Consider the following 20,845-nt stretch of genomic DNA (forward strand, 5'->3'; position numbering starts at 1 on the left):
AGATTTTATTACTTTATGACGAATTCTAACTATTTTACATCCCATTCATGGACATTAATAAGCATCCCCATATCCTTAGGTTCGCCTACTAGTACTCTCTTGTTCACTGCACGTAACCGTTTATCCAAGTATAAGCCAAGCTGTGGCAGTTCTTCTGCAAATAACTCTTGGAATTCATGGTAATATTGCTTCCGCTCATTTTCATCTGTTGCCTTTAGTCCATTTGCTAATGCCTGGTCTACACCAGCATTACTAAAGCGAGTAAAGTTAATGCTGGCACCTGTTCCAAATAGCTGTGTAACATCAGGATCGAGCTTAAAGCGATTATTCCAAATAAACATATCATTATCACCAGATCGTAAACTTTGGACAGCAGAAGCGGTATCCAATTTTTGAATTTCAGCCTTAATTTCGACTTCATTCAAATTGGCAACAATAATATTCGCTGCCTGCTCCATTGTGGCATCTCCTGTTGGAACAACAAACTTTAGGGCCTTGTTTTTATCCCAGCCAGCTTCAGCAAGTAAATCTTTTGCCTTTTTAGGATCGTAAGGGTATTTCCCCTCTACGGCATTATTATAAAATGGATGAACTGTTGCGTAAGGAACATTTACTACTTGACCTGATCCTTTTAACAAATTATCGACAAGCATTTGACGATTAATACCATAGGCAATCGCCTGTCTTACGCGTTTGTCCTTGATTTTTTCATTATTAAAGCCGATGAACTTATCGTTTAATGGGAGACCCTCTTTGGTTACAAGGTTATCCATCGATTTTACCTTGTCATAATCCTGGATTGCTATTGAACCAATTTCAGGGTAGTTCATATCGATTTCTCCACTTTGAAATTGAGCTACAAGATTAGCAGCAGGCATGATTTTAAAATAAAGATTGTCGAGTTTTGGAGCTCCTTTGTAATAGTCTTTGTTTGCTTCCAATTCAACAAATTGATTTTTTTGGTAACTAACAAATTTGAAAGCACCATATGAAACAGTTGGATTTTGCATAAACTCATTTTGATGTAATGTTTCAGGGTCTACATCTTTTAAAATATGCTTAGGCATTGCCTTAAGGTTAAAGGAGATTTTTTCATGGAATGCCATAATATCAATTGGCTTTTTCGTTTTAAAGACGATGGTATGTTCATCAATCATTTTCACACCCGGTAAATCCTCGAAATTTCCTGCCTCAAGCTTACCAGTTTTTCCTAAACCTTCAAGAATTGAGAAATTTGATGCGAATAATGATGTTACTTTTGGATGTGAAATCATTTGCATCGTAAAAAGTACATCCTCCGCTGTTACTGGCTGTCCATCTGTCCATTTAACGTTTGGATTAAGTTTTGCCGTAAACGTTTGATTGTCTGTTGTTTCCACGCTATCTGCCAGCATTGGGACATAGTTGAAATCCTCATCTAAATCCATTAAAGGGTTAAATAACAAGTTGGTAATGTTCAACGTTGCAAAATCATTTCGGTCAATTGGGTTAAAGGAGCCCGGCGCAACGGTAATCCCAATGCTGATTGATTTCTTTCCACCAGTGGCTTCACTATTATTATTTGACTCTTCGTTTGAAGTAGTCGTGGATGAGTTTTGACAAGCAGCTACCATAAAGATTACAAAAAAACAAATCAATAAAGTTACGAATCTCTTTGTTTTCACCATCTATTTATCCCCCTCATTCCCTAAGATCGAATATGAATACCCTTTATCTTGAATCCCCCCAATAGGGGGATTCAACCATTTCTTTCTTATTTAACATCCCACTCATGAACATTGATTAACATACCAATATCCTTTGGTCCACCTACTGTTACCCTTTTATTTACTGCACGGAGTCGGTAGTCAGCATAAAGACCTATTTCAGGCAGCTCTTTTACATGGAGTCCTTGGAATTTATCATAAAGCTCTTTACGTGCAGATTGTTCTGTTTCACGTAATCCTTTACCTAACAAATCATCCACTTCTGAATTACTCCAGTATGTGAAGTTATTGCTAGCCCCTGATTGGTACACAAAGGATACATCAGGATCAAGAACAAAAGAGAAAGTGATAGAATACATATCAAATTCACCTTTTTTTAGTTTTTGAATCATCCCTGGAATATCGGATTTTTGTACTTGCACATTGATACCTACTTCTTTCAGATTTGCTGCAATTAAGTCCCCGGCTTTTTCAAGCTCTTGGTTTCCAATTGGTACGATGTAGTTAACCGTCTTGCTTGAATCCCAGCCCGCTTCTTTCAGTAATTCTTTGGCTTTCTCTGGATTATATGGATAATCATTCTTAATATCCTCGTTGTAATATGGATGGACTGGTGCATACGGGCCAGTTGAAACTTCACCTGCACCCTTCAGCAAATCCTTAACCATGCCTTCACGATTGATACCATAAGCAATTGCCTGTCTCACTTTTTCATCTAAACTTTTTGTATTAAATCCTACTAACTTATAGTTAACTGGTGCACCATCTTCAGTTTTAATATGGTTCATCTTTTTTACAGTTTCATAATCTTGTAATGAGAGTGAACCAATATCAGGGAAGTTCATGTCAATGTCACCGTTTTGGAACTGTGCTACAAGATTAGCAACCGGCATAATCTTAAAGAACAGCTTATTTACTTTTGGTGCTCCCTTAAAATAACCCTTATTCGCCTCTAATGCTACATATTGGTTATTCTGAAATTCTACGAATTTATAAGCTCCATATGTTACTGTTGGTTTTTGCATAAATGGATTTTGCTGCAAAGTTTCTGGACTTACATTCCCTAACACATGCTTTGGTAAAGCCTTAAGGTTTGCTGCAATTTTTTCCTTGAAAACATTTGGATCCACGGGAGTCTGAGTTTTAAAGATAATTGTATGTTCATCTACCTTTTTTGCTCCAGAAAAATCAGCAAATGATCCTCCTTCAAATTTTCCACCTTTCGCTAAGCCCTCTAAAATTTGAAATTGTGAGGTCAGCAATGAACTGAATTTTGGATTTGTGAGCATTTCAAGACTAAAAAGGACATCATCAGCGGTAACCGGTTTTCCATCTGTCCATTTTGCATTTGGATTTAGTTTTGCTGTAAAGGTTTGGTTATCAGTTGTTTCGATACTATCTGCTAACCTTGGAATAAAGTTAAAATCCTCATCCATTTCCATTAATGGATTAAACATGACGGAAGAAATATAGAATTGAGACCAATCTGCCCTGTCAAGCGGGTTAAATGATGCAGGTGATCTAGTGATCCCAATGCTAATCGATTTATCCCCCTTCGTTGCTTCCCCGTCCTTTTTGACATCAGTGCTCGTTTCATTTGAATTACAGCCTGTTATAACCAGCATGAAAACAAGACAAATCACAAGCCATTGCCAATTACCCCTAGTAAACCACTTCATCGATATTCCCCCAATAGTTTTGTATTCTCAACTATGAACCTACTTAATACTCTTAGGATCCAAGGCATCACGTAATCCGTCACCGATAAAGTTGACAGACAATACGGTAAGCATTATGAGTAAACCAGGCGGCACCCATACCCAAGGCTGTGATGACAAAACGGTTAGTGATTGGGCATCGGTTAACATATTACCCCAACTTGCTGTAGGAGGCTGAACACCCAGACCTAAGAAGCTTAATGAAGCTTCAATGATAATAGCAGCTGCAATCCCGAATGTCCCATTTACCAAAATAGGAGCGATTACATTCGGCAAGATATGTTGAAAGAGAATCCGTGGGGTACTTAAACCTAGTACAATACTTGCCTTCACATAGTCTAGTTGTTTCACTTGTAAAACACTGCCTCGAACAAGACGTGCAACCCCCGTCCAAAATAATAGACCCATGACGAGTATGACATTTGTTAAGCTTGGACCTACCACACTAACCACAACAAGGATTAACATTAAATGTGGGAACGACATAAAAACATCCGTTAACCGCATAATAACCATGTCTATTTTGCCGCCATAGTACCCAGATAACAGCCCTAATATTGTACCAATTACTACACTTATCGCGACTGCCCCTACTCCCACCATTAACGAAACTCTTGCAGCATAAATCAAACGGCTTAAGATATCTCTCCCAACTTGGTCAGTGCCCAGCCAATGCTCAGAAGTAGGCGGGGCTGAGAATGTTTCATTTACAGCGTATGGATCATATGGAGCAATTAATGGAGCAAAAATTGCCATTAATCCAAGTAATATCATCACAAAAAGTCCAATTACCGCTAGCTTGTGTTTTTTAAATCTTCTAACTACCATTTGCAAATAGCTTTCTTCTTTAATAGTAGATTCAGGTACCATCGGTATAACTTGACCTAAACTAGTTTCATTTTCCTGCTTTATGTTTACTAAAGACATAATTCCCCTCCCCTCACTATTCGTATTTAATCCGTGGATCTACAAGTGAGTAAACAATATCAGTAAGTAAATTCGCTGATACGACAATAACCGCTGCGAGTAAATTTAATCCCATTAAGGTAGGATAATCACGAGACATAATCGAAGAAATTGTCAATTGCCCAATACCAGGCCATTGAAAGATTTGCTCAATAATGACTGCCCCTCCAAGAAGTAACGGAATTTCTAAACCAATAACAGTGATAATTGGAATTAATGCATTTCTGAGTCCGTGTTTATTAATAACAATAAATTCTCGTAAGCCTTTCGCTCTTGCGGTTCGAAGGTAATCCTGTCCTAAGGTCTCTAGCACACTCGACCTAACGTATCGTATCTTTTTACCCGCAATTCCGATTCCAAGTACAATTGAAGGCAGAATCAAATGGAGAATACGGTCAGCCAAGCCATTATCTCCACCTAACGTAACCATACCGCCAGTCGGTAATAGATTCAGCTGCAGTGAAACGATGTAAATAAGACCAAGACCTAAGAAGAAATTTGGGATAGAAATCCCCATAAAAGCGCCGCCTGTAACTAAATAATCCAGCTTAGAATACTGCTTTGTTGCACTAATTATCCCTAAAGGAATCGCAATTAATAATCCAATAAATAGTGCAGTGCCCATTAATAAAATGGTTGGCCCTAATCGTTCAGAAATAATTTGTGTCACTGGTTCGAAGGTAGACATGGAAAATCCTAGGTCTCCTTTTAAGAGATTCATAAGCCAATTAAAATATTGAACATAAAGAGGAGCATTCAAACCAAGTGCCTCTTTCCTTGCTTCAATGTCTTCTTGAGATAGATTTGGATCGATCATCATCTCAACTGGATTTCCAGGGGCCATATTAATAATCAAGAAATTTATTATCGTTACTCCAAAAATAATGGGTATTGTTATTAGGAGTCTTCGTATGATATAGGAAAACAAATAAACACCTCCTAGAGCGTAAATCAATTAACAGCGAAGCATGCAACCGCATGATCCGTCCCTTTTAATTCAGGTACTTGCTGCCTGCAAATATCCATCGCGATCGGACAACGAGTATGGAAACGGCATCCCTTAGGTGGATTTGCAGGACTCGGGACATCCCCTTGAATGACAATTCTCTCTTTATTTCTAAGATTTGGATTTGGTACTGGATAGGCATTTAATAAAGCAAGCGAGTATGGATGTTTCGGATTTTTAAATATATCTTCTGTTTTAGCTATTTCCACAACCTTTCCCAAATACATTACCGCAATCCGATCACTAATATATTTGACTGCACCTAATCCATGAGCAATAAATAGATAGGTAAGATTTAATTCCTTCTGCAAATCAGATAAAAGGTTTAACACTTGCGCTTGTATAGATACATCTAACGCCGAAACCGGTTCATCACAGACAATTAACTTTGGGTTTAATGACAGGGCTCTAGCGATACCAATCCGTTGACGCTGCCCACCAGAAAATTCATGTGGATATCGATTTTTATAATGCTTCGGTAACCCAACCATATCTAACAGCTCATCGACTCGCTTTTGGATATCTTTTTGTTGAACGATTTGATGTACCTTTAATGGTTCAGCAATAATATCCTTTATTCTCTTCCGCGGGTTTAAGGATGAAAAGGGATCTTGAAAAATGATTTGTAAATTTGAGCGATAGTCACTCATTTGTTTATTGGATAATCCAGTAATATCATCTCCTTGGAAAATAATTTTTCCTTCGGTAGGGTTTTCCAAACGAACAATGGATCTTCCTATTGTTGATTTCCCACAGCCAGACTCTCCTACAAGACCAAGAGTCTCTCCTTCGAAAATGGAAAAGCTTACTCCGTCAACAGCCTTTACGTGTCCAACTGTTCGAGAAAGAATTCCTTTTTTTATAGGGTAATAGGTTTTTAATCCATTTACTGTAATCAGAGGCTCACGCTTTTCTACCGTAACATTACTCATGTGACACCCCCACTGCTTCTTTCAAATCTACTGTTAACCAGCATCTGGATAAATGTCCTTCTTCAGTTAGAGTCCAGGGAGGTGCATTCTTTATACATCGCTCTTCAACATGAGGACATCTAGTATGGAAGCGGCAGCCTTTTGGCATTTGCTGTAAGGAAGGAACTGTTCCCGGTATTGAAGATAAGCGTTCTTCCGATTCATCGTCTAAATGGGGAATTGAATTCATAAGACCGATGGTATAAGGATGTTTCGGGTTATTGAACAATGTAAACACATCCGATTCCTCAACCACTTGCCCAGCATACATAACAATGACTCGATCGGCCATTTCCGCAATTACCCCTAAATCATGAGTAATCAACATAATCGATGTACCATATTCTTTTCTGAGCTTTTTCATTAATTCGAGGATTTGTGCTTGAATCGTAACATCTAAAGCAGTAGTTGGTTCATCAGCAATTAATAGTTTAGGTTCACATGCAAGAGCCATTGCAATCATGACTCTTTGCCTCATTCCACCGGATAATGCATGTGGATATTCATGAATGATTTCCTCAGCTCTTGGAATTCCAACCTTCTTTAACATATCAACTGCAATTTTTATCGCTTCTCTCTTTTTCAATTTACGGTGGAGCTTAATTCCTTCAATAAGTTGATGTCCAATTGTAAAAACAGGATTTAATGAAGTCATCGGCTCTTGAAAAATCATAGAAATTTCATTTCCCCGGATTTTCCTCATTGTTTCTTCATTACAATCAGCAAGATCTTTACCATTAAAGAGTATTTGCCCATTACTTACTGTACCTTTTTGGCCAAGTAATCCCATTATCGAGAGTGAGGTAACACTTTTTCCACATCCTGATTCACCAACGATTCCAATTGTTTCGCCCTGTTTTAAGTTAAAACTAACATCATCTATGGATACTACGTCACCATGATCTGTCTTAAAAGTGATTTGTAACTGCTTGATGTCCAATAGCTGTTGCTCCATAATATTCACCTCTATTCAATATCCCCGCCTGACCTTGGTCATAAGCGGGGATTCTACTAATTGCAACTTTGTGGCAATTTCAATTTATTATTATTAAATAAGCGATTATACGTTCGTAGGTTTTTTCGCTTCCCACTTTTCACCAGTTACAGGATGTGGATAATGGAATGGAACTACTGCTGTATCAGGCCATAACCAAGGTTTTGGATCTGTTATTAATTCATCAGGACCGATCGGATCCTCCGGAAAAAGAACAGTTGGGAATGGGTATAAATTGGGTGGCGTATGTGCCCAGCCCTTATCAAAATCTCCATGCCATAAGCCGCGATAGTTCAACGTTTTAATTTTCCATACCCCATCCTCATTAACATACTCATTCTCGTACAAGCCGCCTTCCCACCACTGTCTTGTCTGACCTTCAGCACTTTCATGAAGACCAGCCTGCATTAGGCAGCGGAATCTTCCATTTGCAGTTTTTCTATCAGGTGAAACCGTAATAATATCCTGCATTTGTGGATGATCTAGTAAGAAACCGTAAATTGGACCATTATGCCCCTTCGTAAATCTAGTTTGGAAACGATCAATATAGAGACGGCGGACTCCTTGTTCTTTCCCTTTATAAATTCCTCCCATAAAGAAAGCCACTCCATTATCTGCGAACAATTCAACAACTTCGTTATATAAACATTGATCTAAGTAATAACCATATTGGTGATGTAATCTACGAATGGCTTGTGTATCTTCCAAAATTCCAACCTGAGCAGTTAACTGTTCTAGCTTTTCTTCTAACCGACGAATAGTTTGTTCCATTTATAAAACCTCCATTATTTTCCAACTTTTATACAGTGACTGTTTTAAGCTGAGATTCCGGTACCCAGCTTCCGTGTAAACCTTGTCTTAAACGTAATGGCAGTTTAACCGTTGCGACTGGGCCATCATCTAAGTGCTGTGCATCTAATACAACCAAATCAGATCGCATTTCATCATAACGATTCACTAGTGCTACAAGATAGCCTTCTCCTTCCGCAGCATTATCTGATTTTGGTATAAAGGTTGGTTCTTGCAAAGTAGATTTTGGTCCACAGAAATACCTTTCTTCTTTACCAGTTGATAGATCAATATGACCTAAGCAGTTAATAAACATACCTGTAATACTTCCCATTACATTGTTATCAATTGGTAACGAACGATCTGTTACACATAGGAAGCCGTGTCGGTAATGTTCCATAGCATATCGATCATCAATTCGCGGAAACTCGCCTACCATGTTAGTCAGTTGACTATGACTGAACGTACTTGTAGATGATTCCATATCCATTGTCCATCGTGTTAGACGCGAAGCGGCTTTGATTGGATCAAATGGTGCACCATGAACATCAGGGAAGAAAGGGAACATATTACCTTCCGCAACTGGAATATCTAGATGTATTTTTGTTCCATCATTGAACGCATTCATAACATGGGAAGCAAATTGATTCGGACCCTTAAACCAGCGAACATCACGCGCATCGCCTTTACGTGGAAGGACTCCTAAATAAATTTCTTTTGTTGCATCCCATCCGAAGGTTGGTTTGCCTTCTTTTGCCCGCTCAAGACTGCTCATGATTGGGACAACTGGGAAAATAACATAATCTCTAGTAACAGCAAAGTCATGGATCATCGCAGCATAGGGAGCCTTAAATTCTACTTCGTGGACAATATCTCCTGATGAATTAATTACGTAGTACGTAATATCTGGGGTGTCGATTCCCTTTGACGCATAACCAAAAGCAATCATTTCTCCTGTTTGTGGGTCGATTTTAGGATGTGCGGTAAAAGTTTCACTGTTTAATTTTCCTTGAAAGTCCCAATAACCTAACGTTTCTAATGTTAATGGGTTCATGGCTACAGGGGGACTATCCTCCTTAAGTGCGAATAAATGACCAGAATGGAAAATAACATGTGTATTTGCAGTACCGCGAATCTCACCTTTTACACTTGGATCATCTGTAAATGGATTCCGATAGGCACCGAAAAGTGCACGGCCTGCATTTCGTTCTAAGATAAATTTATCAGTACGAACATACCTAGTCTTTAAGTTTACACGTCCATTTTCAAAACGGAACATGCTGACCATTCCATCACCATTAAAGTAAATATCCTCACCTAACAATGGTGGATATTGTGGATCTGGACCTACTCGGTAAAAGGCACCATTTATTTCAGTTGGTAATTCCCCTTCGACTTCTAGGTCATGGATATCAACCTCTGCACGCGTTGGCATATTGAAGCCCGCATAAATTGGTAAGTCAGGAAACTTGTTCATGGATTTTCACCTTCCTATTAAACTATCAATTTTTGATACTACAATTATTTGTGATAATTGATGGCGTGGTATTCAATGAATTCTGTTAATCCAATCTCAGAATTTTCTCTTCCAATCCCACTTTGCTTCACACCACCAAATGGCATTAACTCATAGCCTAAATGAGATTGTCCTGATCCATTTATAAATGTCATACCTGCTTCAATCTGACGGGCAATTCTTAGTCCTCTATCAAAATTACCAGTCCAAATCGAGGATCCTAGACCGTATTCCGTATCATTTGCCATTTTCACTACTTCTTCTTCTGTCTGGTAAGAAACTAGTGGAATGACCGGTCCAAATTGTTCACAAGTAACAATTTCTTGCTTAGGATCAACATCACGTACGACAGCAGGAAGAATATAAAAACCATTATCCCAATTTTCTGGATCTAGTTTTTCTCCGAGCTGAACTATTTTTGCATTGCTATTCTTGATTCTTTCAATCAATTGATTAACTTGGTCATATTGATTTTTATTATTTACTGGCGCAAAAGTAGCTTTCTCATCTAGTCCATGTCCAACTTTGTATTGACCTACAAACTGACACACTTTTTCATAGAAGGTATCGTAAAGATTTTCAGGTACATAAACGCGTTTTATCGCGAAACACACTTGCCCTGATCTTCTAAATGCACTTCCAACAATTTTGGGAATAATATCATCGATATCCGCGTCGTCGAGAACAATAGCAGGGTCATTCCCGCCCAATTCAAAATGAATATTCTTTAAGGAGTCTGCTGCGTCCTTCATAATATACTTGGCGATTTGTCCGCCTCCGGTAAAGGAAATTTTTCGAACGTGTCGATGTTTATTTAATGCCGATCCTACTTCAACGTCACCGTGAATAACGTTAATAACTCCTGGCGGAAGAAAACTAGCAATCTTTTTCAACACAAGGCTAACACCCATCGGCGCATTTGGTGATGGCTTCATGACTAGTGTGTTACCGGTTACAATCGCTGGTGCTACTTTTTGAATCGTCAAAACCATCGGTGCATTCCATGGAACAATCCCAGCAATGACCCCAATTGGTCGTTTTTCAATACTTACCCAGCTGTCCCCATCCTCCTTTATGATAGGATGAAAGAAAGATTTTGCATTTTTTACCGTTGCCTGTACAGCGCGAACTGCCATATCAATTTCACCTAATGAGGTAGAATAAAGAACACCATTTTCTCGTGATAATGTGGCTGCTAGTTCAGAGGCTTCTTCTTTTAATAGACATTCAATTTTATAGAGGACTTCTAATCTTTCATCTAAGGTTGAATGGCGCCAGGTCTGGAATGCGGAATGTGCAGCTTCAACAGCTGTATTTACCTGTTCAACTGTTGCTTGTGCCACTCTGCCAACCACATCTGTTAAGCGACCAGGATCTCTCACTTCCACATATTTATCTGTAGCAACTTCTTGGTTATTGATTAACAATTGAATCTCTTTTACTTGAACCTCTTGTGCACTCATTTCTCATTCATCCTTCCTTGAACGTTTCTTCCACCCACTCAGAAGAAAACGTTTACATTATAGATTGAGTATTTCTACAGAGATTATATTTTATCTGACTACTGCTGGCGGTTCTCCTATTCCTTGCTCGCGGACACTAGCAATCATGGCTGAGCGTAATAGCCATTGTCTGGCTGTGACAGGATTTGTTGCAAGACTATTCAAGTCCTTTTGAAGCTGCAAACGATAGTCTGGGTCTTTTTCCTTTACCACTCGAGTGTTTTTCTCACTAATTTCTTTTACATAATCTACAGCCACTGTTTGGCGAACTTCACTGTATTTTTCAAGCTCTGATTCGTGGTCTGCTCCTTCATTAATAATCCGAATTAAGCGTTTGCTTATATCAGTAGCATCGTGAATGCCGCTATTTAATCCTAATCCACCCATTGGACTGTTAAGATGAGCAGCGTCACCTGCCAAAACCACACGCCCTTTATAAAACTTCTCCGCTACACGTTGATGTATCTTGTAAATGGTATTTTCAACAATTGGGAATCTATCTGTTGTCTTCAGTGCCTTTTGCATCGTTTGCTGTATACGTTCTGGATCTAAAGCCACCTCGTCTGGAACATCAGCAGGAACTGGATATAAGAATCTCCAAGCTTCTGGAACTCTCAATATGAATAAAAATTCTTCCGGATCGGAAATATAATTCACCATTGCTAGATCAGGAATATAACGATCAAATGGGATAGGTGTTCCTACTAGTAACCAACGTTCTTCATGGGTATATCCGTCAAATTTCACCCCTAATTTCTTTCTAACAGTACTTCTGCCGCCATCTGTCCCAACTAAATAAGGAGTACGAAGCGTCTCAAGTCCATTTGGGGTTTTAATTGTAACCGTTACGCCATTGTCATCCTGCTCATAATCCACTACTTCCGCTTGGAAACGAACATCTACCTCAGGACGGCTCTTTATTCTTTCATATACCACTTGGACATATGTAGCTTGTGATAATTGCAGACGAAATGGATATTTTGTTTCATCTTTAAGTAACGTAAAATCAAACTCGGCATATAAACCATTTTTACGATCACGGTACTGGACTTTTTCTGCCTTAAGCCCACGAGCAATCAACTCTTCCGTCACACCAGTTTCTTCTAATAACTCTAGGGTTCCGGCATGAAAGGTTGAAGCCCGCCACTCTTTGTTCGGGGCATTACTTTTTTCTAGGACAATAACAGGTATTCCATGGAAGCTTAATTTATCCGCCAGGGTGATCCCAACTGGTCCTGCACCAGCAATGATTATTGGATTTTTTAACACAATATTTTCCCTCCTTATGGAATGACTGGTTCAAATACTCCTGTAATTGTTTGATGACCATTATTTTTCTCATATTCTTCTACTTTTTCAAAATTGAAGGCTTCCATAATAGGTAAATCGTTGGTTGAGAATAGATATGCCTCTTTATCACCTGATAAATTCACATGCTCATGCCAGGTCCATGCTGGGATAACAAAGAAATCCCCTTTTGACCAATCATATCTAACCCCATTCATAACGGTATAACCTTCCCCTCTGAAAACATGGTACACATTACTATGAACATGTCGATGTGCCTTTCCTTGGAAATTAGGGGGAAGTTTTTGCATTCTCGCCCCTATACGGTCATTTGCATCTTTACCGTTAGTTGGATTAATGTACTCGACTGCATAACCATCAATTGGGTCTGGCTCATATTCACTTAACCCATCAAGTCCTTGTTTTGTTAGAGCCCATTGATAACGGCCTAACGGAGCAAGTTCTTCGTTTCGTTTTGCGATTGGTCGAATCATGCCGCCCTTAAATTGATTTGTATTATAATCGTTAGGGACAGTTAGTTCTTGTTGTTTATTTGGTAAAAATTCTGTGAAACATACGTTTAAGTATTTTGTAAATGGAGAATCCAAGCAGTCCATCCAGAGAACCTCTTCATCCCCTTCATTAGCATGGTCATGCCAAGCCATTGTAGGAGTAATCAAATAATCTCCTTCTTGAAAATCTAATTTCTCTCCATTAACTGTTCCTTTTCCACCTTTACCACTCATAATAAATCGTATTGCAGTTGTGGTATGGCGATGTGCTGGGGCAATCTCACCTGGCTTTACGGCTTGAACAGCTGCATAAAGTGTTTGTGTTGCTCCCCCCCAGCCGTAAGGACCGATATCCTTCATACCTGGATTGATTAAAAAAACTGCACGTCGATCTGCCCCATCACCGACAGTTAAAATTTCTTGTGCTTTTTTTAAATTACTTTCAATAAGTTCTTTTTTCCATAAATAAGGAATTGGTTTTGCAACCGGTTCGATCGTATTTAATTCATGAATAGCCGCCCATAAAGGACCTAAATTTTCGTTTTCTAATTTTTCATGAAGTTCTTGCAGTTCAGGTTTAACTTTTTGTGCCATATTAAATCACTCCTCCTTGTACTCTACATTGACAGAAAACTCGCCAATACGGTCAATCTTAATTGTAACTGTATCTCCTTTAGTGATTTCTCCAACGCCCTCTGGTGTACCTGTTGTTAGGATATCCCCTGGCTCTAGAGTCATCGCAGCTGAAGCTACTTCAAAGAATTTATAGCAATCATAAATTAAATCTTTTGTGTTTGCGGATTGACGAACCTCGTTATTGACCCATAATTTAAACCCTAATTCATTTGGATTTTCAATTTCATCAGCTGTAACAATCCATGGTCCAATCGGAGTAAAGGTATCAAACGATTTACGCCAAGGTCGGTCTTCTTTTCCTCTTACTGTGATATCCATTAGTGCGAAGTACCCAAATATGTAGTTATGGGCTTCAGATGCAGGAACATCTTTTGCCCGTTTTCCTACTACAAAAGCTACTTCAGCTTCATGATCCGTTCTCCGGTCTTTAAACGGGAGTTTTACAGTATCATTAGGTCCAATAATAGAAGAAGGCGCTTTCAAGAAAAAACCTAACTTTTCAATCGTATATTCAGCATTATTAAATTGTTCATTCATTTCATCTTGGTGTAAGTGATAATTTACAGGGGCTGCTACGATTTTGCTGGGAGCTGGCACTGGAGGTTCAAGTTTAACATCTGATAATTGGTAGACTTCACATTGGGACAGACGATTTTCAATTTTTGTTTTTCCTTCCGTAAAATTCCCCATTAATTTAACTAATGATTCTTGCGGTTTTTGACTATCCCATCCGATAAGGGAAGAAATATCATACACTACTTCATCTTGCACAAGACCTACTTTAGATTGATTAAACAGCGCTAATTTCAATGATTCTCACCCTTCCATCTCATTATACGAGTTAGGTAACTCATTTATTTAAACATAGATTAACAGACAGTCATAAAATCGTCAATATATTTTGAATATTCAAATTGACATTTATTTTTGTTTGTGAACAAAGATGTTACCTTATCTCTTTATCTATCTCTTTTGGCCAAATACTGGTATTATCAAATAAATGAAATTATTACATTAGGAGTGGGAAATATGAGAGATTTAAATATGGGCTCCATTCGGTCAGTTGAGAGAGCAATTGATGTTATTGAATCGTTTGCAATAAAAAATAAGCCTTTAACGATAGAAGAAATCGCTGCTTATACCAAATTACCCAAATCTACGGTCTATCGCATCTTATGTACGTTAGAGAAAAGACAATTGGTTATCTTTGATGATAATACCCTCAGATACCAGCCTGGCCTCCGTCTGCTTGAATTAGGGATTCGTTATACTTCTTTCTTTGATATAAAAAAAGAAGCAGAGGATACTTTAACACTTTTACATTTGAAGACGAAACAAACGATCTTAATGGCGGTTTATGCTGGAGATGAAATATCCTATATCTACAGAAGAGAAAATGAAGAAGGGCTTAAAGTATCATCAGGAGTAAGTGAACGTCATTATTTCTATGGTGTTTTAGGGCCGATTCTATTAGCATTTCTTCCAGATAAACAAATTGAATATATATTAAGTAAACCACTTCCCCAACAATCCTCAGCACTAATTACCGATTTAGAATTATTAAGGAGCCGTATTGTAAAAATTCGGAAAGAAAAATTTTATTTTGAATCTGATGAAACACATGTTGGGGCTACGGCTTTTGGTGCACCAATTTTTGGTCCAACAGGACAAGTTATCGCAGCAGCTGGAATCATTATGCCTACTATTCACTTTAACGAGGAAAAAAACATTGAATATCGACGTCTGCTTCTCGAGGCAACAACGGAAATTTCTGAAAAAATGGGCTTTGTTAAACATTCAACCCGATAAATAGTTTTTTTAAATTTTTTCAAAAAATCTACTTCTTGTTTCATATACAGCAACAAATGTCTATACAACGAAAAAATGAGTCGATATACTCAATTTATTAATGAAATTGACTGGGGTGATTTTATTCGTAAGGGTTGTTATTTTGCAGTGAAGGATAATTAAATTTGAATGCGTTATCAAATATAATTTGGAAGGGGACTTAACATGCAATCTATTCTAGTATTAAATAAAAATTATATAAATGGTGAATGGACTGAAGGAAAAAGTAACCGCACTTATGATATATTAAACCCTTACGATCGTTCTGTTGTCGCTTCTGTACGTTTAGCTACAAAAGAACAACTGGAAGAAACATTTGAAATTGCGAAGCAAGCACAAAAAGAATGGGCAAAAGCAACGGTTGAAGAAAGACGAGAAGTTCTTCATAAAGCTGCACACTACTTGAATGAAAACCGTGAAGAAATCGTTAATACGATTGTTCGTGAAACGGGCGGCACTCTATTAAAAGCGAATGTGGAACACCACTTGACATTAGAATTTTTAGAGGAAGCAATTAAATATGCAGATGAAATTTATAAAGTGAGAGAAGTACCTGGATCTCCTGAAAAGTTAAATCACATTCATCGTCTTCCATTGGGGGTTATCTCTTCTATTTCTCCTTTCAACTTTCCTATGAATCTCTCAATGAGAACCATTGCACCAGCAATTGCATTAGGAAATAGTGTTGTGCATAAGCCTGATATTCAAGTGGGGCTATCCGGTGGTTCCATTATCGCAAAAGCATTTGAATATGCCGGTCTTCCAAAGGGTGTATTAAATGTTGTCCTAACTGATATTGATGAAATTGGCGATGGTATGCTCACCAACCCTAATTTAAATCTTATAAGTTTTACAGGTTCTACACCTGTAGGTCGTCATATCGGTGCGATAGCAGGTCAAAACCTAAAGCGTGTTGCCCTGGAATTAGGCGGAAACAGTCCGTTTGTAGTTCTTTCTGATGCAGATGTCGATGCAGCTGTTAATGCTGCGATTTTCGGTAAGTTTATTCACCAAGGGCAAATCTGTATGATCATTAACCGAATCATCGTTCACCAGGATAAATACGATGAATTTGTGGAAAAATTTGTGGCTAGAGCCGCTTCCCTTCCATACGGTGACCCTAGTGATCCAAAAACAGTCATTGGACCATTAGTGAACGAACGTCAATTGGAAAAGGCGCTTCAATATATTGAGGATGCAAAAGCAGAAGGTGCAACGGTTGCTTTAGAAGGACAGCGTGTCGGTAATGTACTGACTCCATTCGTGTTTACTGACGTTGACAATTCTAGCAGACTAGCGCAAACAGAGCTATTTGCTCCCATTGCCACTATAATTAAAGCACAAACAGATAGTGAAGCGATTGAAATTGCCAATGATACAACATATGGTCTAAGCTCTTCAATCTTTACAAGTGACTTAGTGCGTGGTGAGGAATTATCGCTTCTAATCGATAGTGGGATGACACACATTAATGACCAAACCGTAAATGATGCGCCAAATATTCCATTCGGCGGTAATAAAGCTAGTGGATTAGGCAGATTCGGTAACCCTTGGGTGGTCGAAGAATTTACTGTAACAAAATGGGTTTCTATACAAACAAAGGTAAGACATTTTCCATTTTAAACAGCAAAAAACAAGGTGCAGCTGCCACCTTGTTTTTTTTGTTATGCAATCGATTCTTGTTTTTTAAACAATTTCACGATTTCTAATGATTTAATATGGTAGCCATCGACCTCAAGGACTTTAAACTCGTAATCACCATATTGTAGTTTATCCCCTTCGACTACATCCATTTTTTCGGAAAGAACCCAACCACCGATTGTATCCATTTCTTCCTCCTGAATGTCTAAACCAAATAAATCATTTACCTCGTCTATTAGTACCTTTCCATCTACGACCGTTTTATTTTCGCTAATTTTATTAATTTCTGGTACTTCATCTTCGTCAAATTCATCTCGAATCTCCCCGACAATTTCTTCGAGAATATCTTCAACCGTAACCAATCCTGCCGTACCACCATATTCATCCATTAAAATAGCCATATGAACACGATCTTTTTGCATTTTAACTAATAAATCATGGATAGCAATTGATTCAATGACCTGAATAACAGGACGAGTATATTCATCAATAGGAGTATCAAGGTTTTTACCACTGATATAATCAGTTAAGACTTCCTTCATGTTCAACATACCGACAATGTTATCTTTTTCTCCATCAATGACTGGGTACCTTGTATAATTTTCTACCTTCACAATTTCTAGACATTCTGCAAGAGTTTGTGATCGATCAAATACAACGATTTCCGTTCGAGGTACCATAATTTCTTTAGCAATACGATCATCGAATTCAAATATATTGTTGACGTATTTGTATTCAGACTGATTGATTTCACCGCTCTTGTAGCTCTCAGAGATAATTAATTGAAGTTCTTCCTCTGAGTGTGCTTCTTCATGTTCTGAAGCAGGTTTTAATCCAAAAATCCCAACGATCACACGTGCTGATCCATTTAATACTTTAATAAAAGGATACATAAGCTTATAGAAGATAATCATAGGTTTTGCAAAAATCAACGTTACAGCCTCGGCTTTATGAATCGCAATTGTTTTCGGAGCAAGTTCACCTACCACAACGTGGATAAAGGTTACTGACGCAAAAGCAATGATAAAGGACAAGATACCGGCTGCTGATTCGGCTATGTTTAATTTAGTGAACAATGGGTGAAGCATGTGTTCGACAGTTGGTTCACCCAACCAACCTAATCCTAAAGCCGTTACGGTAATACCTAATTGACATGCTGATAAATATTCATCTAAATTTGAAACAATTTTCTTAGCTGCAATTGCTTTTTTATTGCCTTCTGCTACTAGCTGATCAATTCGTGTACTACGGATTTTTACAATGGCAAATTCGAAAGACACGAAGAATGCCGTAAAAGCAATTAAAATTGCAATTACAATCAAGTTTATAATGGTCAATGGTCTCCTTACTCAAAGTTGTTAAGTAAGGAATACACCTCCTGGTTTTTGTAAATATAAGTTTAACTTAGTAATAATAATAATGTTTGGGCTAATGGAACACCTTGGGAAGAAAGTTTATTGACAACCATTTCTTTTTGATTGCTATTTAGTTTTTCAAGAATGGGTTCGAGTGCTTCAATTTCTTCTTTAAGATGACGCATTAAGATTCCAATTTGTTCAAAATGCTTTTCTACCTTTTGCTTATCAATACCGTTTTCTGTCTTAATTAACTCAATTGAAGATTTAATCTCCTCAAGCGGCATATTAAGATTTTTATAGTGTTCGATTAAATGCATAATTTGAATGCAGTCTTCTCCATACAATCGATAATTAGAATCCGTCCGAATAGGGTTAAGTAAGCCTATTTGGGTGTAATAATCGATTGTTCTTTTGGAGAGATTCATTAACTTGGCTACTTCGCCGATACGATACAACTTCCCAACTTACTCACCCCTTTCTATTATTATATAATATTATCATACCCAAAACTGTACAGTCAACGTAGTAGTTTTGTCTATTTATTACTTCCGGTCTTATCGGTTTTTCCAATACATACGTATGGAAATATATGTAAATAATCAAACTATGTACACGTGAATGGAGGTTCATTATGACCAATGTATTTGAATCGATGAAAGACCTATTTACTCCTCAAGCAGCTGATCAACAGCAAAATCCACTTCATGTTGGCGAGGTGACTCATGCGTGGGTATTGCTTACATTGATAGAAGAAGGGTTAACGGTTTATCAGAAAAGCTTAAACACAACCAAGGATGATGAATTAATTCATGCTTTAAGAAATGGCCAACAGGCTGCTACAGATATTGCAGAGCAGTTACGTTCTTTTTTAAGAAAAGAAGGTATACCCCTGCCGGCTGCGTCCGAGGATAAACCTTTATCGGATCCCGATGCCATTCCTTTAGGAGTAAAACATACGGACAATGAACTAGCTAATTTAACCTCTGCAAAAATTTCTGCTAAAATTACCCTGCTTGGCCAAGCATTAGCGGTCTGCGTACGAGATGATATCTGTAAATTGTTCTTTGAAATCCAGTATGAGATATTTAAATTCGGTTGCAGCTTAAAAAAGTTAATGAGTAAGCGAGGCTGGCTCAAAATCCCGCCTTATTACTATCCACCAGGATATCCGGAAAAATAATATGAAAAACCGTTCCTATTAAAATAAGAACGGTTTTCTTTATTATATTCCTTGATTAAAAATATCAGTCAGAACTGGAACGATTTGTTTCTTACGGGAAACAACGCCCTTTAGAACAGCGGTATTATTCTCTAAAGTAACATTGTATGCTTTTTCAACTGCATTGGTTTTACTTCCTAATGCTAAACCAACAGAGTCATTTGTTAAGATATCTGTTACGACGAATAAGAATAAGTCCAGGTTCTTTTCTTCAATATTTTTTGTAATCGCAGCTTCTAACTCTTCTTGGCGAGCTAGGACTTCAGCAGTATCTACTGCGTTTACTTGAGCGATTTCTACCTTGCTTGAACCCATTTCGAATTCTTTTGCATCAAGTGAAATTAATTGTTCAATTGTCTTGTCACTTAAATCCGCTCCAGCTTTTAACATTTCTAAGCCATAGCTTTCAGCATCAACCCCAGCAATTTCAGCTAATTCTTTTGCAGCCGCGACATCTTCAGGTGTGCAAGTTGGGGATTTAAACAGCAAAGAATCTGAAATAATCGCTGAAAGCATAAGTCCAGCAATTTCCTTTTTGATTTCCTTACCATTTTCTTTATACATTTTATTTAAGATAGTTGCTGTACAGCCCACTGGCTCACAACGGTAGTACAAAGGATCACTTGTTTCGAAGTTAGCGATACGGTGGTGGTCGATTACCTCTAAAACACGAACGTCTGCGATATCATTGGCACTTTGCTGGCGCTCATTGTGGTCAACCAAAATAACTGAATTTACTTCTGATGCTACATTTTCAACTAAGCGAGGTACTTCAGCTTTGAACGTGTCCAACGCATATTGTGTTTCACCATTCACGCTTCCTAAACGGACTGGTTCTACATCCATCCCAAGTTGCTTTTTCAAATCTGCATATGCAATTGCAGAACAAATCGTATCTGTGTCAGGGTTCTTGTGGCCAAAAATAAGTACTTTTTCCATTGTTATAACTCCTAATCGTATTAATATATGTAGACAAGCTCCATTACTGAGTTTGACCCTAACGAAAATTATATATGATTCTTTATTAGGTTTCAAAATAAATGTGTGAAAATGCATATATCAATTTATATTTGTGTAAATCGCCTTTTACTCTCGGAAAACCAGATTTACTCTCGGATAAACTGATTTACTCTCGGATAACCGAATTGTGCCATTGAAGCGACATTTAATAGTAAA

Annotated in this window: 18 protein-coding genes; 3 read left to right on the plus strand and 15 right to left on the minus strand. The window is 38.0% G+C overall.

Annotated features, from left to right (window positions below):
- Nucleotides 1-29: 29 nt before the first annotated feature.
- The 12 genes from QFZ31_RS08590 to QFZ31_RS08645 form a co-directional block, all read right to left on the minus strand.
- The gene (locus QFZ31_RS08590; protein ID WP_307302458.1) at nt 30-1,667 is read right to left on the minus strand and encodes an ABC transporter substrate-binding protein; all 1,638 of its coding nucleotides are present in this window, start codon (nt 1,665-1,667) and stop codon (nt 30-32) included.
- Nucleotides 1,668-1,753: 86 nt separating this feature from the next.
- On the minus strand, nt 1,754-3,385 hold the full coding sequence (locus QFZ31_RS08595; RefSeq protein ID WP_307302460.1) for an ABC transporter substrate-binding protein: 1,632 nt from the start codon (nt 3,383-3,385) through the stop codon (nt 1,754-1,756).
- A gap of 39 nt (nt 3,386-3,424) precedes the next feature.
- Nucleotides 3,425-4,351, minus strand: coding sequence for an oligopeptide ABC transporter permease (gene opp4C / locus QFZ31_RS08600; protein ID WP_373459834.1), 927 nt, complete (start codon nt 4,349-4,351; stop codon nt 3,425-3,427).
- 16 nt (nt 4,352-4,367) lie between these two features.
- Nucleotides 4,368-5,318, minus strand: coding sequence for an ABC transporter permease (locus tag QFZ31_RS08605; protein ID WP_307302462.1), 951 nt, complete (start codon nt 5,316-5,318; stop codon nt 4,368-4,370).
- Between the two features lie 23 nt (nt 5,319-5,341).
- Nucleotides 5,342-6,328 carry an ABC transporter ATP-binding protein gene (locus tag QFZ31_RS08610; protein ID WP_307302464.1) on the minus strand — a complete coding sequence of 329 codons (987 nt, stop codon included), beginning with the start codon at nt 6,326-6,328 and terminating at the stop codon, nt 5,342-5,344.
- Nucleotides 6,321-7,322, minus strand: coding sequence for an ABC transporter ATP-binding protein (locus QFZ31_RS08615; RefSeq protein WP_307302465.1), 1,002 nt, complete (start codon nt 7,320-7,322; stop codon nt 6,321-6,323). Before QFZ31_RS08615 ends, QFZ31_RS08610 begins: the two co-directional genes overlap by 8 nt.
- 105 nt (nt 7,323-7,427) lie before the next feature.
- Nucleotides 7,428-8,132, minus strand: coding sequence for a nuclear transport factor 2 family protein (locus QFZ31_RS08620; RefSeq protein WP_307302466.1), 705 nt, complete (start codon nt 8,130-8,132; stop codon nt 7,428-7,430).
- 28 nt (nt 8,133-8,160) lie between these two features.
- A complete protein-coding gene (locus QFZ31_RS08625; protein ID WP_307302469.1) occupies nt 8,161-9,627 on the minus strand; it encodes a carotenoid oxygenase family protein in 1,467 nt (488 codons plus the stop codon).
- Nucleotides 9,628-9,671: 44 nt separating this feature from the next.
- A complete protein-coding gene (locus QFZ31_RS08630) occupies nt 9,672-11,129 on the minus strand; it encodes an aldehyde dehydrogenase family protein (RefSeq protein ID WP_307302470.1) in 1,458 nt (485 codons plus the stop codon).
- A 90-nt stretch (nt 11,130-11,219) separates the two neighbouring features.
- Nucleotides 11,220-12,437, minus strand: a complete 1,218-nt coding sequence (locus tag QFZ31_RS08635) for an FAD-dependent oxidoreductase (protein WP_307302471.1) — start codon at nt 12,435-12,437, stop codon at nt 11,220-11,222.
- Between the two features lie 14 nt (nt 12,438-12,451).
- A complete protein-coding gene (locus QFZ31_RS08640) occupies nt 12,452-13,561 on the minus strand; it encodes a cupin domain-containing protein (protein WP_307302472.1) in 1,110 nt (369 codons plus the stop codon).
- A 6-nt stretch (nt 13,562-13,567) separates the two neighbouring features.
- The gene (locus QFZ31_RS08645) at nt 13,568-14,413 is read right to left on the minus strand and encodes a fumarylacetoacetate hydrolase family protein (RefSeq protein WP_307302474.1); all 846 of its coding nucleotides are present in this window, start codon (nt 14,411-14,413) and stop codon (nt 13,568-13,570) included.
- Nucleotides 14,414-14,632: 219 nt separating this feature from the next.
- On the opposite strand from QFZ31_RS08645, the gene QFZ31_RS08650 reads away from it, so the two are divergent.
- Nucleotides 14,633-15,412 carry an IclR family transcriptional regulator gene (locus QFZ31_RS08650; RefSeq protein ID WP_307302475.1) on the plus strand — a complete coding sequence of 260 codons (780 nt, stop codon included), beginning with the start codon at nt 14,633-14,635 and terminating at the stop codon, nt 15,410-15,412.
- 204 nt (nt 15,413-15,616) lie between these two features.
- A complete protein-coding gene (locus QFZ31_RS08655) occupies nt 15,617-17,074 on the plus strand; it encodes an aldehyde dehydrogenase family protein (protein ID WP_307302477.1) in 1,458 nt (485 codons plus the stop codon).
- 41 nt (nt 17,075-17,115) lie between these two features.
- Here the strand turns inward: QFZ31_RS08655 and QFZ31_RS08660 are convergent, their stop codons facing one another.
- Nucleotides 17,116-18,429: a hemolysin family protein gene (locus QFZ31_RS08660; RefSeq protein WP_307302479.1), complete on the minus strand. Its 1,314-nt coding sequence runs from the start codon at nt 18,427-18,429 to the stop codon at nt 17,116-17,118.
- Between the two features lie 62 nt (nt 18,430-18,491).
- Nucleotides 18,492-18,905, minus strand: coding sequence for a MerR family transcriptional regulator (locus QFZ31_RS08665; protein WP_307302480.1), 414 nt, complete (start codon nt 18,903-18,905; stop codon nt 18,492-18,494).
- A gap of 176 nt (nt 18,906-19,081) precedes the next feature.
- Between QFZ31_RS08665 and QFZ31_RS08670 the strand changes: the two genes are divergently transcribed.
- Nucleotides 19,082-19,630 (plus strand): DUF3231 family protein, encoded by a 549-nt coding sequence (locus QFZ31_RS08670; RefSeq protein ID WP_307302482.1) that lies wholly within the window; start codon nt 19,082-19,084, stop codon nt 19,628-19,630.
- A 42-nt stretch (nt 19,631-19,672) separates the two neighbouring features.
- Here QFZ31_RS08670 and QFZ31_RS08675 read toward each other — a convergent pair whose 3' ends face one another.
- Nucleotides 19,673-20,608, minus strand: a complete 936-nt coding sequence (locus QFZ31_RS08675) for a manganese-dependent inorganic pyrophosphatase (protein WP_307302483.1) — start codon at nt 20,606-20,608, stop codon at nt 19,673-19,675.
- Nucleotides 20,609-20,845: the final 237 nt, after the last annotated feature.

Source organism: Neobacillus niacini (genome assembly GCF_030817595.1).
Classification (GTDB): Bacteria; Bacillota; Bacilli; order Bacillales; family Cytobacillaceae; genus Neobacillus; species Neobacillus niacini_G.